Annotated in this window: 14 protein-coding genes; 10 read left to right on the top strand and 4 right to left on the bottom strand. The window is 67.5% G+C overall.

Annotation, left to right across the window (positions count from 1 at the left end):
- Positions 1-263 precede the first annotated feature (263 nt).
- On the top strand, positions 264-2057 hold the full coding sequence (locus tag TX76_RS04770; protein WP_049899683.1) for a BCCT family transporter: 1794 nt from the start codon (positions 264-266) through the stop codon (positions 2055-2057).
- 139 nt (positions 2058-2196) lie between these two features.
- Here TX76_RS04770 and TX76_RS04765 read toward each other — a convergent pair whose 3' ends face one another.
- Both TX76_RS04765 and TX76_RS04760 read right to left on the bottom strand, forming a co-directional pair.
- Positions 2197-2448 (bottom strand): hypothetical protein, encoded by a 252-nt coding sequence (locus TX76_RS04765; protein WP_049899681.1) that lies wholly within the window; start codon positions 2446-2448, stop codon positions 2197-2199.
- Positions 2449-2548: 100 nt separating this feature from the next.
- Entirely contained in the window at positions 2549-3136 is a 588-nt protein-coding gene (locus TX76_RS04760) for a hypothetical protein (RefSeq protein WP_049899679.1), read from the bottom strand.
- A 235-nt stretch (positions 3137-3371) separates the two neighbouring features.
- Between TX76_RS04760 and TX76_RS04755 the strand changes: the two genes are divergently transcribed.
- The 3 genes from TX76_RS04755 to TX76_RS04750 all read left to right on the top strand — a co-directional run bounded on the left by TX76_RS04755 (position 3372) and on the right by TX76_RS04750 (position 4381).
- The gene (locus tag TX76_RS04755) at positions 3372-3764 is read left to right on the top strand and encodes a hypothetical protein (RefSeq protein WP_195155997.1); all 393 of its coding nucleotides are present in this window, start codon (positions 3372-3374) and stop codon (positions 3762-3764) included.
- Positions 3765-3849: 85 nt separating this feature from the next.
- Positions 3850-3999 (top strand): hypothetical protein, encoded by a 150-nt coding sequence (locus TX76_RS17490; RefSeq protein WP_154019003.1) that lies wholly within the window; start codon positions 3850-3852, stop codon positions 3997-3999.
- Positions 4000-4138: 139 nt separating this feature from the next.
- On the top strand, positions 4139-4381 hold the full coding sequence (locus tag TX76_RS04750) for a hypothetical protein (RefSeq protein ID WP_049899676.1): 243 nt from the start codon (positions 4139-4141) through the stop codon (positions 4379-4381).
- A 20-nt stretch (positions 4382-4401) separates the two neighbouring features.
- Here the strand turns inward: TX76_RS04750 and TX76_RS04745 are convergent, their stop codons facing one another.
- Together TX76_RS04745 and TX76_RS04740 are read right to left on the bottom strand one after the other, a co-directional pair.
- Positions 4402-4866, bottom strand: coding sequence for a universal stress protein (locus TX76_RS04745; protein ID WP_049899673.1), 465 nt, complete (start codon positions 4864-4866; stop codon positions 4402-4404).
- 129 nt (positions 4867-4995) lie between these two features.
- Complete coding sequence (locus TX76_RS04740; protein ID WP_049899671.1) at positions 4996-6291, bottom strand: NAD-binding protein; 1296 nt, start codon at positions 6289-6291, stop codon at positions 4996-4998.
- A gap of 209 nt (positions 6292-6500) precedes the next feature.
- On the opposite strand from TX76_RS04740, the gene TX76_RS04735 reads away from it, so the two are divergent.
- The 6 genes from TX76_RS04735 to artA all read left to right on the top strand — a co-directional run bounded on the left by TX76_RS04735 (position 6501) and on the right by artA (position 14453).
- Positions 6501-8405 (top strand): BCCT family transporter, encoded by a 1905-nt coding sequence (locus tag TX76_RS04735; RefSeq protein WP_049899668.1) that lies wholly within the window; start codon positions 6501-6503, stop codon positions 8403-8405.
- 106 nt (positions 8406-8511) lie between these two features.
- Positions 8512-9717, top strand: coding sequence for a serine-tRNA(Ala) deacylase AlaX (locus TX76_RS04730; protein WP_049899665.1), 1206 nt, complete (start codon positions 8512-8514; stop codon positions 9715-9717).
- Positions 9718-9744: 27 nt separating this feature from the next.
- Positions 9745-10665 (top strand): NOP5/NOP56 family protein, encoded by a 921-nt coding sequence (locus TX76_RS04725; RefSeq protein WP_049899661.1) that lies wholly within the window; start codon positions 9745-9747, stop codon positions 10663-10665.
- Positions 10652-11278 carry a fibrillarin-like rRNA/tRNA 2'-O-methyltransferase gene (locus TX76_RS04720; RefSeq protein ID WP_049899893.1) on the top strand — a complete coding sequence of 209 codons (627 nt, stop codon included), beginning with the start codon at positions 10652-10654 and terminating at the stop codon, positions 11276-11278. Before TX76_RS04725 ends, TX76_RS04720 begins: the two co-directional genes overlap by 14 nt.
- Before the next feature lie 173 nt (positions 11279-11451).
- A complete protein-coding gene (locus TX76_RS04715) occupies positions 11452-13404 on the top strand; it encodes a DUF7282 domain-containing protein (RefSeq protein ID WP_079890751.1) in 1953 nt (650 codons plus the stop codon).
- 86 nt (positions 13405-13490) lie between these two features.
- The gene (gene artA, locus TX76_RS04710; protein ID WP_049899658.1) at positions 13491-14453 is read left to right on the top strand and encodes an archaeosortase A; all 963 of its coding nucleotides are present in this window, start codon (positions 13491-13493) and stop codon (positions 14451-14453) included.
- The last annotated feature ends 84 nt before the right edge of the window (positions 14454-14537 follow it).

Raw genomic sequence — 14537 nt, 5'->3', positions numbered from 1 at the left:
TTTCCGGCTCGTGGCCGCCAACGAGGGATCTCTGGCCCAGAGTACTTAAAAAGACCTGCGCGATTCAACGCGAACGCTTAATCCTTACAAATGGTATCGGTTGACACGGCATTCGTGTCATGGTTACGCACGACGCGGCTGGCGGTGTAGAGACGGACAGACACGGAAAGCGAACGGCGGCGCGGACCACAGCCGAATCACGATCCACTCACTCATGAGCGTATCACACGGCAGCGAGAACGGGTTGAGAACGGAGATAGCACATGGCTAGCGACGAATCCGACCAGGCGACGGGCGAGATGTCCGACGGGCTGCAAGTGGAGCTGTTCCACCCCGACTCCGATCGATCACCGGGAGACACGAACAAGCAACTCCTTGGGGGGAACTTCGACATCCACCCCGTCGTTTTCCCGGGTGCGCTGTTGTTGATCGTACTGTTCATCGCCATCACCCTCATTCTGGGCCAAGAACAGGCCACAGCGGTCTTCGACGGCACCAAGACGTTCATCGAGTCGACGTTCGGCTGGTTTTACCTGCTGGCGGTGAACGTCTTCCTGATCACGATCGTGTACTTCGCGATCAGCAAGTACGGGTCGATCAGGATCGGCGGCGTGGAGGCGGAAAAGGAGTTCAGCACGTTCTCGTGGATGGCGATGCTGTTCAGCGCCGGCATGGGGATCGGTCTCATGTTCTTCAGCGTGACCGAACCGGTGGTGTACTTCAACAGTCCACCGGCCTTCTTCGGTGCCGAGGCCGGGACGGCGGCGGCGGGAACGGCGGCGATGGCTCAGACGTTCTTCCACTGGGGGCTCTCCCCGTGGGCCATCTACGGGCTCGTCGGACTCGGGCTGGCCTTCTTCTCCTTCAACCGCGGGCTACCGTTGACGTTCCGCTCGATCTTCTGGCCGTTGCTCGGCGACCGCATCTACGGTTGGCCCGGCCACATCATCGACCTCGTGTCGGTGTTCGCCACGCTCTTTGGCCTGTGTACCTCGCTCGGCCTCGGCGTCGCGCAGGTGAACTCCGGCTTCTCCTACGTGGGCGGCGATATGCTCGGGATCATCGACCTCTCGATCAACACGTCAGTACAGGTCGTGCTCATCGCGGGCATCACCTTCATCGCGGTGCTGTCGGTCGCGGCCGGCCTCGACGGCGGTGTCAAGCGCCTGAGCACGGTCAACCTCTACTTGATGCTCATCCTGCTCGGGTTCCTGTTCATCGTCGGGCCGACGCTCTTCGTCCTCGGGACGATGGCGGAAGGGCTCGGCGCGTATCTCGGCAACTTCCTCGCGCTGAGCTTCTTCACCGGGACGCTCGGTGCGGGGGGCGCTGCGCTCGATGGGACCGTCTCGGCGTGGACCGTCTTCTACTGGGGCTGGTGGATCGCGTGGTCGCCCTTCGTCGGGATGTTCATCGCGCGCATCTCGAAGGGTCGCACGGTCCGTGAGTTCGTACTCGGCGTGCTGGTCCTGCCGACGCTGTTCTCGGTCGTCTGGCTCTCGACGTTCGGCGGGAGCGCCCTGGCGACGGCGCTGCAGGGGAGCGGGAGCGGGCCGATCATGAGCGCGTACAGCTCGATGGAGTACAGCACGTTCGAGACGCTCGGGATGTTCATCATGCTCGAGCAGTACCCGCTCGGTGCCATCTCGGGTATTCTCGCCACGCTGCTCGTGATCACCTTCTTCGTCACGTCCTCTGACTCGGGATCGCTGGTCATCGATCACCTGACCTCGGGCGGCAAGCACGACGTGCCGCGCGCCCAGCGCGTCTTCTGGGCGACCACCGAGGGGATCGTCGCGGCGGTGTTGCTCTGGGGCGGCGGCCTCAACGGCCTCCAGGCGGCGGCGATCTCGACCGGCCTCCCGTTCGCGGTGATCCTCCTCGTGATGTGCTATACGGTGTACTTGGGGCTCGACAACGAGTACACCATCCTCGAATCCGAGGCGTTCCGCGAGCAGATCGATCAGATCAGTGACAGCGACGACGTGGCCGTGGATCGCACGGGTGGGGACGTGGTAACCGGGGTTGCGGACGGGAGGGACACCTCCAACGACTGACCGACTACCCGGTTCGACCCGGCCGCGCTCGTTCACCGATCGATCTTCCGCCGCTTCGCGCTTTTCGACGTTCCCTCACCGAGACGGTTCACGGTTCGTGATCCGCGAACTGCCCAGCGAGCGCCCCGTACAGCACTCCTCAGTAGTACTCCCACTCGTCGTCCCCACGACTTCGCTCGACCCCCTCGTCGTCCGCGTTGTCCGGGTCGTCGCTCCGCTCGTCGGGCCACGTGATGCCGTCGCCGGTCATGCTCTGATAGACGAAGCCGCCGAACCCGACCAGCATGAGAATCAACACGAGCGACGCACCGATCGTCACCAGCCACGTGGCCTGTCCCGGGACCGCAACCCAGACTACGACCGCTACGTCTTCCGAGACGATGTGTTCCATGTGAACACACGGTCGTCGACGGACATGAACGTTGGTACGTGTCAACTTGCCATGGTCGGTTCCCGTGCCCATCCCCATCTGCCGTCAAGGGGGAGTGTTCTCAGGCGTCGGTTTCGGTGGCAGGTGTCCTGGAGGCGTGGATCCACTCCCGCGTCGGCCCGCCGATCCCGATCGAGACGAGGAGGACCCAGACGACGAGTCCCGCGGCGACCGCCGGTAGGAGCCACGCGGCCGCGCCGAGCACCGCTCCCACGAGGAGGCCGTACCACGGTCTGCGTTCGCCGACGAGTTCGGTGAGGCGTGCGCCGACGACCGTCAACCCGAGCCCCGCGAGCCCCACCACCGCGACGGCGACCGCCGCGCCAGCCCCGGCGACGACGAGCCCGTTGGCGCTGAGCCGGGTCACCTGGCTGAAGAAGTACACGCCGAAGAACAGCACGCAGACGTGTGCCATCACGCCGTAGGCCGTCGACACCGCGGGGCGTTCCATCGAGGTGTCGACGGCCCGATCGACGAACCCGTCGGACCGCCACAGCAACAAACCGCCGAACAGCACCACGAACACGAACGCGCCGATCGCTCGGGTCGGCGGGGCGTCGACGATCACGCTCGGGTCGACGGCCTGGACGCTGCTCGCGCGCGGACCGATCGCCTCCACCGCCGCCATGACCCAGCGATCGGGTTCCATGCTCTCACTACCCGCTCCGGCCGGATGGTTCTATCGCCGAATCGGCGTTCCCGGTCGGTCGTTCCGCGCCAGCAACTCCTCGCTGTCGGCGCGAACTGTCGGCCTGCACGCCGGTCGTTCGGATGGATGGCACGACTGTCGTCCGCTTGATCGGATGGTCCGTCGGCACACAGGCGTGTGGCTTATTACCAGTGTTCGCGTAGCGACCCCAGGAGACGATCGCTCGGTACACATCATGCTCGGACGCCTCAAGTGGCTCGCGGACAGGCTGATCGAACCCCTCCGGACCGACGACGACCTCGAGAACTTCCGGCTGTCGATCCCGGAGGCACAGACCACGACGGTCGAGGGCGACATCGGCTGGAACAAGCGCCCGCCAGCCACGCTCCAGTGTCCGCGATGCGAACACGAGATCTACCAGGCGGGCGGGATGGACCCGATCGACTGCCCCCGGTGTGTCGCCGAGTTCACCAGACACGAGTTCCCCGAGTTGGAACTCCTCACGCTCCACTGTCCCGTCTGCAAGGACCGGATGCGCCACGGGCGACGCCATCCGAACGCGTTCGACGTTCCCGAGTGGGCCACGTGTCGGAGCTGCCAGTACCACTGGGAGTTCGATCACTTCTGACCATGATCGGTGCTCCAGTCGCGACCCATCCGTTCTCGATCGATCCCCGACCCCTTCGAACACGGCTTCCCGAACGGAGGCGATCGTGAACACGATCGCGCTGGCGTTGGCGGTCGTGGCGACCGTGCTGATGCTCGGCGGCGCGCTGGTCATGACCGGGGGGAACTTCGGCGTGGCCGGGGCGCTGTTTCTGGCCGCGAGCATCGTGATCTATCTGCGCGAGTCGCGGCTGTAGGGCGATCGACGTTCTCGGTCGATGACGTCAGTGTATCGGTCGGACCCCTGTCCGATCGATTCTCCGGCTCTCCAGTTCTCCGACCGTCGATCGAAGAGCATCGCGCAGTTCATATCGGCCGTTGCCGTAGCGCCGGCCAATGGCCGCCATTCGTCACTCGCCCGGTCTTGCGGCGGCGGAAGCGTTCACGCTCGGCATCGCGACGGCGACGACGCTCGCTCTCATCGGTCTCTGGCTTCTCGTGCGGACCGGTGTACTGGGGCTTCCTGGCGCGGTTCTCGCTGCCGTCTTCGGACTGCCCGTGCTGCTCGTCGTCGTGTCGTGTGTCCTCAGCGTGTGGCTGGGGTATACCAAAGACGCAGTCGACACGGCGCTGTCCTGAGAGTGGACCGTCGACCGACGTCAGGAGTCGCTGACTTGACTGAGCGCCTCGCTCTCGCTCAGTTTGGTCGAGATCACCGGGACGGTCGACAGCCGGACGACCTTCTCGGCGACGGTGCCGAGCAGCGCGCCGAACCGGCCCTGATAGCCGGTTCCCATCACGATCGCATCGACCCCCTCCTCGTCGGCGTACCTGACGATCTCCTCGTGGACCGTGCCGCTCTTGAGCGCGGTGACACACTCGACGCCGGCGTCGCTCGCCATCTCGCCCACCTCCTCGGTGACGCGCTCGCCGTACTCCCGGTACTCCCTGCGGACTTGCTCCTCGTCGTCCCTGATCGAGAGGGCACGGGGCACACCCGGCAGATCCATCACGTACAGCGTGTGGACGGTCGCGCCGAGCGTCGCCGCGAGTTCGATCCCGTGCTGGGCCGCTTTCCGTGCCTCGTCGCTCCCGTCGGTCGGGATGAGGATCGTGTCGTACATGGTTTATCCACAACAAGAACGTCCGTGCATCGGGATAAATCCGCGGACGTGATGGTACACCCCTTTATGAGAGTCGGGTTCGAGCACGGCCGGCCGCACGGCGGACCGTGACGGTCCGCTCGCCCACCGTCACGGCTGCACCGTGGTGTCTCCGTCCTCATCAGTGTCTTCGTCGTCGGCGTCGTCCGTTCCGGCTGTCTCCGTTTCGGCTACCTCGGCTTCAACGGCCGACGCGTCGGCATCGCCGAGAACCGACTGTCCGAGCTGACGGCCGACGATGACCGACGGGCTGATGACCTCGTCGGCCCCCACGCGTTCGAGTTTGCCGACGTGGCCGTGATCAGTCGCCGCCGCGACGATCCGGACGTCGGGGTTCACCTCCCGCGCGGCGAGCACCGCGAGGGTGTCCTGGGCGTCGTCCGAAGTCGCGGCCACGACCCCGCTCGCGACGTCGATCCGCGCGTCGAGCAGTGCGTCTTCGTCCGTGGGATCCGCGGTGAGCACGTTCACGTCGTCCTCGCCGAGCGCCGACGCCGTGTCGGCGTCGGGGGTCACGACCACCACGTCGGTCGTGGCCACCAGCTCGTCGACCAGGGGTTCGGTGAGATCGCCGTAGCCGAGAACCACGACGTGACCGTCCATGAGTGCGAGTTCGGATGCGGTCATGGTGCCAAAGGCGGCCGACACCCGGGACTCGATCGTCGGAATGATGAGCGACCCCGAGGCGACGGCGAACGTGCCGGTGCTGATGACTATCGCCGAGAGGGTAAACAGTTTCGCCCCCTGGCTCGTCGGCGTCGCGTCGCCGTAGCCGACGGTGGTCCCGGTGACGACGATGTAGTAGAACGCGTCGGTCCACGTCTCGATCCCGGTGTAAAAGTTTCGGAGCCTGTACGCCCCGATGGTGCCGTACGCCTGGCCCGCGACGAACGCCACGATGGCGGCGGTCTGAAACGGCGAGAGATCGAGCGACTGATCGAACGCGGTCCGGTTGCGGACCACCAGCGGAAACGTGCCGAGCGAGAGCACGAACAGCAGGACATCGGTCGGCTCTGCCGTCACGAGCGGCAACACCACCACCAGCGGGAGCACGAGGACCGTGCCGTACCACGCGATCCGGAGACGGCGGCGGAGCCCCACCGCGAGCCCCCCGAGCACGAACGCGAGGAGCACGGCTCCAAAGGGGACGACGGTCGCCGATTCGGCCGGCAGCACGGGTGCGAGCGGGCCACCGAACGCGAGATCGCCCTGGCTGAAATGTGAGAGACCGGTGACGAACGCCAGAACCGCGACCGCCCCGGTCAGCGGAACCGTGGTGTCCGTACCGGTGTACTCCCGCCAGTAGACGAACGGCACCCTGTCGTCGTGGTGGAACAGCTCCCGAAGGGCGGCGTCCATCGTCGTCTCGGGGGGATCGTTCGCCACCCCGTGACGTACCAGGCGTGCGATCATAAAGGCTGGTCGCCGATAGCACCGCCGTTGATGCCCGACGGTCGCGATCGCGGGGCCACGACGACGATCCGTCCGTCGCTGGGGCCGCTGTGGTCCACGGAGCGATCCGCGAGCGAGGCCGGATTCGAGCCGTCGAGCGCGCCAACGACAGGACTATGGGGGTAAGTACCGTACCTCGTGCCATGAGTACCCAGGGGGCCGGTCCCGTGGAGACGGTCCTCCGGAGCGTCCTCGTGCCGGTCTGCGTGATCGCGGGCGCGGCCGTCGTCTCGGTGTTCTTCTTTCCGGGGATCGTCGGCTCGCTGCTGACCGGGCGAGCCATCCTCGTGGTTTCGCTGATGTTCTTCGGCTCCGGCCTCGCGTACGTCGCGCTGTTGCCGATCACGGTCGACGCGAAGACCGAGGAGGCCCGCCGTGACGCCCCATACTTGCTGCGGATCCGTCGTCTCGGGTGGATCGGCACGCTCAGGGGCGGCGCGGCGCGGTTCAGGGGATTTCTCGCCCGTCAGAACCCGATCACGTTCGGCGTCCCGGTGGCGGCCTTCGCCCTTTTCTTCGCGGCGTACTACCTCGCACCGTCGGGTACCCAGTCGGTCGTCGGCACCGTCGAAAGCGTGCTGCTCTTCGAGTTCGCGTGGCTGTTTTTGGGCGCGATGTTTCTTGCCGTACTCTACTGCCTGTTCTTGCTGATCGGGCCGTGGGGAGCGATCAAACTCGGGGGGCCCGACGCCGAACCCACCTACACCTACCCGACGTACTTCGCGATGTTCTTCACCGCCGGTATCGCCGCCGGCATCGTCTTCTGGGGACCGGCCGAGGCGCTTCTTCACTACGACATGCCGCCGCCGTTCCTCGACGCCCAGCCACGATCGGGCGGTGCCGTGGCCGGTGCGCTCACCTACGCGATCTTCCATTACGGGTTCTCGGCGTGGAGCGCCTACGTCGCCATCGGCGTGCCGATCGCCTACTTCACCCACCAGCGGGGCGCACCGTTGCGGATATCCGCGATCCTGACGCCGTTTCTGGGCGTCGACGGTCTCGACAGCCGCTGGGCGACGCTCGTCGACGTGCTGGCGGTGTTCGCCACCATCGGTGGGATCGCCACCTCCGTCGCGCTCGTCGGCCAGCAGTTCCTCGCCGGCGTCAGCTACCAGTGGGGCGTCACCTACGGTGCGATCGCTCCCGTCCTCGTCGTCGCCGGCCTGACGCTCATCTACGTCGTCTCCGCCGCGAGCGGCGTCCACCGCGGGATCCGTCGGATCGCCGGGATCGCCATCGTCCTATTCATCCTTTTCGCGGCGCTGCTGATCGGCGTCGGCCCACGATCGGCCGTCCTCGATATCGGGACCGCCGCCGTCGGCGGCTACGTCGTGGATTTCGTGCCGATGAGCCTCTATCTCGGCGGTGGATTGGTCGCGGACGAGTGGGTGGCGAGCTGGACGGTGTGGAACTGGTCGTGGTGGTTCTCGTGGGCACCTTTCGCCGGACTCTTCCTCGCGGCGCTCTCGAAGGGCCGGCGGATCCGAACCGTGGTTCTCACGGGCGCGGTCGCCACGTCGGCCGCGACCGCCGTGTGGTTCGTCCTGCTCGGCGGGACGTCACTCTCCCTCCAGCGCTCCGGGACGGCCGACATCCTCGCCGCCATCGAGGCCTACGCCACGCCCGAGGCGGTCGCCGGCTTCCCGATCTTCGCGGCGCTCCCGCTCGGCCAGCTCCTGATGTTCCTGTTTCTCGCGCTCATCATCGTGTTCATCGTCACCTCCGCGGACACCTCGACGCTAGTGGTGTCGATCCTCGCCACGAAACGAAATCGCGCGCCGACGACCGGGAGCATCGTCTTCTGGGGGCTGCTTCAGGGTGGGGTCGCGGTGGCGGTGTTGCTCGTCGGCGGCGGCGAGGCGTTGCAGGCGCTCGCGGTGCTGACGGGCGGCCCGTTCGCGGTGTTGCTGGTGGTGGCGCTGGTCGGGCTGACGCTGACCTTTCGCCGCCAGGAACGCGGCCACCGCTCGCCGGTCGCCAGGCTCCGCGCCGCCGTCCGCGACCGCGGTATCGCGGGCCCGAGCGAGGTGCTCCGGGACGACGACTGAACACAGCGAAGCGGACGGAACGAGCTCCCGAATCCCCACGATCCCCGTCCGCCGACAGTGCTCGGCTCACCGTGGGGGTTTTGTCGACCGATCGAGTCTCCATGGTATGCAAACCCTCGCACCGGCCGAGCCGTACACGACCGAGTTCGAGGCGGTCGTCGAATCGCGGGACGACGACGAACTCGTGCTCGACGAGACGTACTTCTACGCCGAGAGCGGGGGCCAGCCGCCCGACCGTGGCACGCTCGCCGGCGAGCGGATCGTGGACGTGCAGGAGCGCGACGGCGAGATCGTCCACACGCTCGCGGACGCACCGGCGGTCGAGGTCGGCGAGACGGTCGCCGGCCGGATCGATCCCGCCTTTCGAACCTACTGCATGCGTGCCCACACCGCCAGTTACATGCTCTACGGGGCCGGTCGCCGGTTGTTCGACGATCTCGGTTACGGCGGGTTCGACATCGACGAGCACAAGGTCAGAGTCGACTTCGCGACGCCGACGGCGATCGACGACGCGGCGCTCGTGACCCTCGAACGCCTCGTCAACCGCGCGGTCTGGGATTCCAAGGACGTGACGTGGGAGACCGCACCCCGCGAGGCGGCACTCGCCCGCGACGACGTGGCGTTCAACACCAAGACCGAAGAGGGGATCGCTGGCGAGGCGGTTCGGCTGGTCGACGTCGACGGCTGGGACGTCGCTGCCTGCGGCGGAACCCACGTCCGGAACACCCGCGAGATCGGGCCGGTCGCAGCGCTCGATCGATCGAACCCCGGCGAGGGCGTGACGAGAGTCGAGTTCGCGGTCGGGCCGGCCGCGATCCAGCGCCGGAGTGCCGAGAAGACCGCGGCGCTCGACGCGGCCGCCGCGCTCGAAACCCGCGTGACCGACCTTCCCGACGCAGTCGCGCGGCTCCGCGACGAACGCGACGCGCTCGCGGCCGAACGGACAGGGTTGCAGGAACGTCTCGTCGAATCGCGACTCGACGAACTCCGCGAGACCGTGGTCGAGCGGGACGGCCACAGGTGGCTCGTCGGGACGGTCGATCATCTCGACACCAACGAACTCGCGGAGCGAGCGAACGATCTCGCTGGCTCGGCCGCCGATGCCGTCGCGCTCGTCGGTGCCGACGGCGAGAGCATCGCCGTTGCCACGGATGGCGAAATCGACGCAAGCAGGGTCGTCGACGATCTCACGGCCGAGTTCGGCGGCGGTGGCGGCGGGAGCGAGACGGTGGCCCAGGCCGGCGGCTTCGATGCCGATCCCGAGAAACTGGTCGCGTTCTTACACACCGGCGGCGTCGAAACCACGAACTGATTTGTCGGCCCGGCCACGACCCGACGCATGAGCGAGGGAACGCCGGCAGGGACAGGGTGGTTCGAGGGGCTGGAGCGCGGTGATCTCGATGGCGCACGCGACGCGATCGAGACCGGGAGCGCCGAATCCCCGGCTGACTGGCCCGCACGGGCCGTCGAGACTGGCTTCGCCGACACCGACGAGGAGTACTACGCGGCGCTCCGCGAGGCCGCGATCGCGGCCGCGGGCGAGGCAGCCGCCGAGCGCGAGCGCGCCGACGACCGCCAGGTGATCCACGCGGTCCGCGCGATGGACGACGCCGAACGCGTGGCGAACGAACTCGCCGAGCGGGTCGCGGAGTGGGCCGCGAGCTGGGAGGCAGACGCCGGCACCGGTATCGAATACTGTCGTGAACTCGTCGAGCGGGAGGCCGACGGCCGCGCCGAGTCCGCCGACGACCGCCTGACGACGCTCGCCGAACGGGTCGTCGAACTCGATAGCGAGGCGGCGGAACTCGAAACGTACGTCGAGCGAACGGTTCGAACGGTAGCCCCGAACCTCGCTGCGCTCGCCGGGCCGACGCTTGCGGCACGGCTGCTCGCGCTCGCCGGGGGGCTGGAGTCGCTGGCGCGGACGTCGAGCTCCACGATGCAGGTCCTCGGAGCCGAGGACGCGCTGTTCGCCCACCTCCGGGGATCGGCCCCGTCGCCGAAACACGGCGTCATCTACACTCACGAGTACGTCCGCCACACCCATCCCGATGAGCGGGGATCGGCGGCCCGCGCGCTCGCGGGCAAGCTCACCATCGCAGCGCGGATCGATCACTACGCGGGCGACCGCCGGCCCGACCTCGCTCGCGAGCTGGACGAGCGGATCGCGCGGATCCGAGCACGCCGCGACGACAGCGATGGGGGCCACGGCGGCACCGACCAGCACGCCGACGAACGGGGTGACGATGGCGCTGCCTGAGGGCGTTGCCTCCCGCGAGATCGACGGCGAGGAGCGCCTCGCCACCCAGGGCCCGCCAGTCTACGGCGAACCCGTCGATGGTGACTGGCGCGCGTGGGACGTCCGCCGATCGAAGCTCGGCGCGATGCTCGACGCCGGGATGGACACCGGTCTCGCGGGCGACGACCGCGTGCTCTATCTCGGCGCAGCCAACGGTACCACCGCGAGCCACGTCGCTGATCTCGCCCGGGTCGTCTACGCGGTGGAGTTCGCGTCGCGGCCGATGGGTGATCTCGTCGACGTTGCCGAGTCGCGCGACACGCTCGTGCCGCTGCTCAAGAACGCTCATCAGCCCGAGACGTACGCCCACGTGGTCGAGGCCGATCTCGATGCGATCGTTCAGGACGTCGCCACCCGTGGCCAGGCGCGCGTGGCGTGTGCGAATCGGCGGTTCCTCGCCGAGGACGGCCGACTCATCGCCGCGATCAAGGCTCGGAGTGAGGACGCGACGGCCGACCCCGAGACCGTGTTCGACGCGGCGCTCGACGAACTCCGGACGACGTACGAGGTGCTCGATACCCGCCGGCTCGCCCACCACGCCGACCACCTCGCGGTCGTCGCCCGACCGAACTGACCGCCTGCCGGCAGCGGGGTCCACCACAAAGGCTTTATTAGACAGGCAGTTCCCTCAATTCGTATCCGACGGATGATGCCAGAATCGAACGCCCCCTTCCAGTCCTCGTGTTCGCCCTCCACGGACACGGCGGCGGCCGGAGCGGCGACGTGTCGACGCGTCGGTAGTGAGCCGTGACGAACGACCGCCGCGGACGAGCTGCCGGCTGTTGGCTGGCGCTGCTCGTGGTCCTCGCGTCGTTCGGCGGCGTGGCGCTCCTCGCGCCGGCGAGCGCCCAGGAGACCACCGGTCCGAACGGAACACCCACGGGAACCAACGGGACGGCCGCTCCCCCGGGCAACACGACCCCGGCCGGTGAGCGCAACGTGACGTTCAACCGGTCGACCGTCGCCGAGGACCGCGGCGACATCGCCGCCGTGGAACTCGAGTTCGACGGGACGAGCGAGGCCACGGTGACGATCGGCGGCCGTGCAGTCAACTACGAGACGAACGTCACGGTCGCCGACGACGGCGACGACGAGGTCACGCTCCTGATGAACTCGTACCTCGCCGGCACCGTCGAAAACGAGAGTCGCGTGTACGACACGCTGGCCGGAGCCGACGCCGTCGTCGAGACGAACCGGACGACCGAGCGGCTCGACGCTCCCCTCGACACCAGCGCGTACAACCTCTCGGTCGCGGTCGACGGGCGCGAAACCGACAACGCGACACTCAGGCTGACCGAGCGCTCGACCGACGGACTCGTGACGTGGACCACTCCGGCCGGGAGCTTCGATGGCGTGACGAACGCGAGCGAGGCCGCGGCCGCAATCGAGAACGACCGGATCACCACCACCGACACCGTGGCCGCCGGCGACGTCCTCGTGCTCCAGTCGAAGGTTTCGGGAGTCTACGGCGCGTTCGCGGCCGCGAACTTCAGCCAGCTCGTCGAACGCGGCATGTTCAACCTCACTGTCCGCCAGACCAACCCCGACACGAACCGGCGGCCGAAGCGACTCGATCTCACACGGAGCCTCGCGAACGGCTCGATCCGGGCGATCCCCGACCCCGACAACGACGTGCTCTACCTCAACGTCGACACCGGGAGTGCGGTGTTCGAGCGCGGACCGCCGCGACCGGGCGACGAGTTCGAGACTCAACTCGCCGTGCGCGAGGAGAGCGCCCTCGCCGCGAGCAACCAGTCGATCGCGGCGAACGTCACCATCGTCGGGGCCGAGCTGGGTCTCGGCGACGTCTCGCTGACCGCCGACGCCGGCCAGACCGTCACCGGGACGACGAGCGTCGCGCCGGGGAGCGAAGTGACGGTCACCATCGCGGCCAACGACACCGCGTCGTTCGTGCGGACCAACACCACCCTCGTCGCGCCGAACGGCAGCTTCGCCACCGATTTCAACCTCTCCGACACCTCGCCGAACACCACGGTCGACGTGCGCGCGGTCGGCCCGCTCAACACCAGCGACGACATCACGGTTCCCGTCCGGCCGAACAGCGCGCCCGAACCGATGGTCGGCGGTGCCCGACTCACCGTCGCCGATCAGACGACGACCGGCGGAACCGTCACCGTCCGGAACGTCACCCTCGCGAACGGTGGGTACGTCGTGGTCCACACACAGAACGCCGACGAAGCCCCCGTCGCGAGCGTCCTCGGTGCGTCGAGCCACCTCGAAAACGGCACCGCCGAGAACGTCACCGTGACGCTCACCCGGCGGCTCAACGAGACCACGACGGTGGTGGTGATGGCCCACCGCGACACCAACGACAACGGCGTGTTCGACTTCGTGAGCTCGAACGGGAGCGAGGACGGCCCCTACACGTCAGCGACGGGATCGGCCGCCACGGCGGCCGGAACCGCTGCCGAAGCCGAGACCAGTGCGGAAGCGGCCACCGCCATGGGCGAAACGACGGGCGACGGCGAACCGGTCGCCGCGACCGTCGAGGTATCGGTCCGGAACGTCACCACGACCACGGTCGGGGCCGGAAGCGACGGGAACGACGGGAGCGGGTCCGGCGGCGGCAACGCAAGCGGCTCGGATCGGTCCACGAGCGAGAACGGCCCCGGGTTCGGAATTCTGGTCGCTGTCGCGGTCATCGTGGCCACGGCGGCGCTCGCGACCAGACGGGAGTGACTCCGCCGACGGATCGATCGCCGGCGGCCGACGGTTTCGCGTCTCGACGGCAAGACCTATGACCGTCATCGCCGTAGCGACGACGAATGTTCGGGGACCTGCTCGCCGCGCTCGCGTGGTTCGGTCAGTTCTCCGACCCGCTCGCGTGGCTCGTGGTCGGTACCTTCACCGCCGGCGCGGTGCTCTCGTGGCGCGACAGTCGCTTTGCGCGCCCGGTGACGGTCGCGGCGTGGGTCGTCTTCGCGGTGTTCTGGCTCTCGGTGGTCCATCACTTCGCGTTCGTCCAGAAGAGCTTCATCGAGGGGATCGGCACCCTGATAGCGGTGCCGGCGAGCTGCTATGCGGGACTGTTGCTCGCGCGCGGGCGCGACTCGCTGTTCGTGCTCTCGCGCGCCATCGCCGCGATGGGGCTGATCTTCTTCCCGTTCGAGACGATCACCGTCCTCCAGGAGTTCCTGATCGAGACCGTCACGCGCCAGACCGCGTTCCTGATCGAGCTCATCGGCGTCGATCCGACGGTGGTTTCGGGCACCCAGGTCCCGAGCGGGACGTACCCCGACTACCAGAGCACGTTCTGGTTCGTCGAGGGCGAGCAGACCATCACGTATACCATTCTGATCGCCTGCACCGGCGTGGGGAGCATGGCGATCTTCGGCGGGCTGATCGCTGCGACCGACGCGCCACTCGGCAGAAAACTCCGTGCGCTCGCGGTCTCGATCCCGGTGATTTATGGACTAAATCTCGTCCGGAACGTGTTCATCGCGGTCGGCTTCGGCACTCAGCGCTTTCACCTCTTTCCCGAGACCGTCATGTCGCTGTTCGGTTCCTCGGACCCGTACAAGGTGTCGTACTTCATCGCCGATCGGGTGCTCGCCCAGAGCCTCTCGGTGGTGGCGATGGTCGCGATCACGTGGGTCGTGATCCACGAACTCCCGGAGGTGATGGTCGTGATCGAGGACGTGCTCTACATGGCGACCGGGACGGAGTACGACCTCCAGCGAGCGCTCGGTGTCGGGATGCGCGAGACGCGAAGCGTTCGAGAATCGTAAAACGATTCTCGCAGTCACCCGAAAGGCTTCGCCTTTCGGGATCTCGGAAACGCGAAGCGTTTCCGACGACTCGGATGGCACGAG

Origin of the sequence: Halococcus agarilyticus, assembly GCF_000334895.1 — an archaeon.
Taxonomy (GTDB): domain Archaea; phylum Halobacteriota; class Halobacteria; order Halobacteriales; family Halococcaceae; genus Halococcus; species Halococcus agarilyticus.
This window is presented reverse-complemented; position numbering and strand designations above follow the sequence as displayed.

Bases quoted from the DNA above. Each gene is read 5' to 3' on its own strand.
- TX76_RS04735 (WP_049899668.1), top strand. From the start codon at position 6,501: ATGAGTACCCAGGGGGCCGGTCCCGTGGAGACGGTCCTCCGGAGCGTC.
- TX76_RS04725 (WP_049899661.1), top strand. From the start codon at position 9,745: ATGAGCGAGGGAACGCCGGCAGGGACAGGGTGGTTCGAGGGGCTGGAG.
- TX76_RS04750 (WP_049899676.1), top strand. From the start codon at position 4,139: ATGGCCGCCATTCGTCACTCGCCCGGTCTTGCGGCGGCGGAAGCGTTC.
- TX76_RS04720 (WP_049899893.1), top strand. From the start codon at position 10,652: ATGGCGCTGCCTGAGGGCGTTGCCTCCCGCGAGATCGACGGCGAGGAG.
- TX76_RS04730 (WP_049899665.1), top strand. From the start codon at position 8,512: ATGCAAACCCTCGCACCGGCCGAGCCGTACACGACCGAGTTCGAGGCG.
- TX76_RS04755 (WP_195155997.1), top strand. From the start codon at position 3,372: ATGCTCGGACGCCTCAAGTGGCTCGCGGACAGGCTGATCGAACCCCTC.
- TX76_RS04760 (WP_049899679.1), bottom strand. From the start codon at position 3,136: ATGGAACCCGATCGCTGGGTCATGGCGGCGGTGGAGGCGATCGGTCCG.
- TX76_RS04770 (WP_049899683.1), top strand. From the start codon at position 264: ATGGCTAGCGACGAATCCGACCAGGCGACGGGCGAGATGTCCGACGGG.
- TX76_RS04765 (WP_049899681.1), bottom strand. From the start codon at position 2,448: ATGGAACACATCGTCTCGGAAGACGTAGCGGTCGTAGTCTGGGTTGCG.
- TX76_RS04745 (WP_049899673.1), bottom strand. From the start codon at position 4,866: ATGTACGACACGATCCTCATCCCGACCGACGGGAGCGACGAGGCACGG.
- artA (WP_049899658.1), top strand. From the start codon at position 13,491: ATGTTCGGGGACCTGCTCGCCGCGCTCGCGTGGTTCGGTCAGTTCTCC.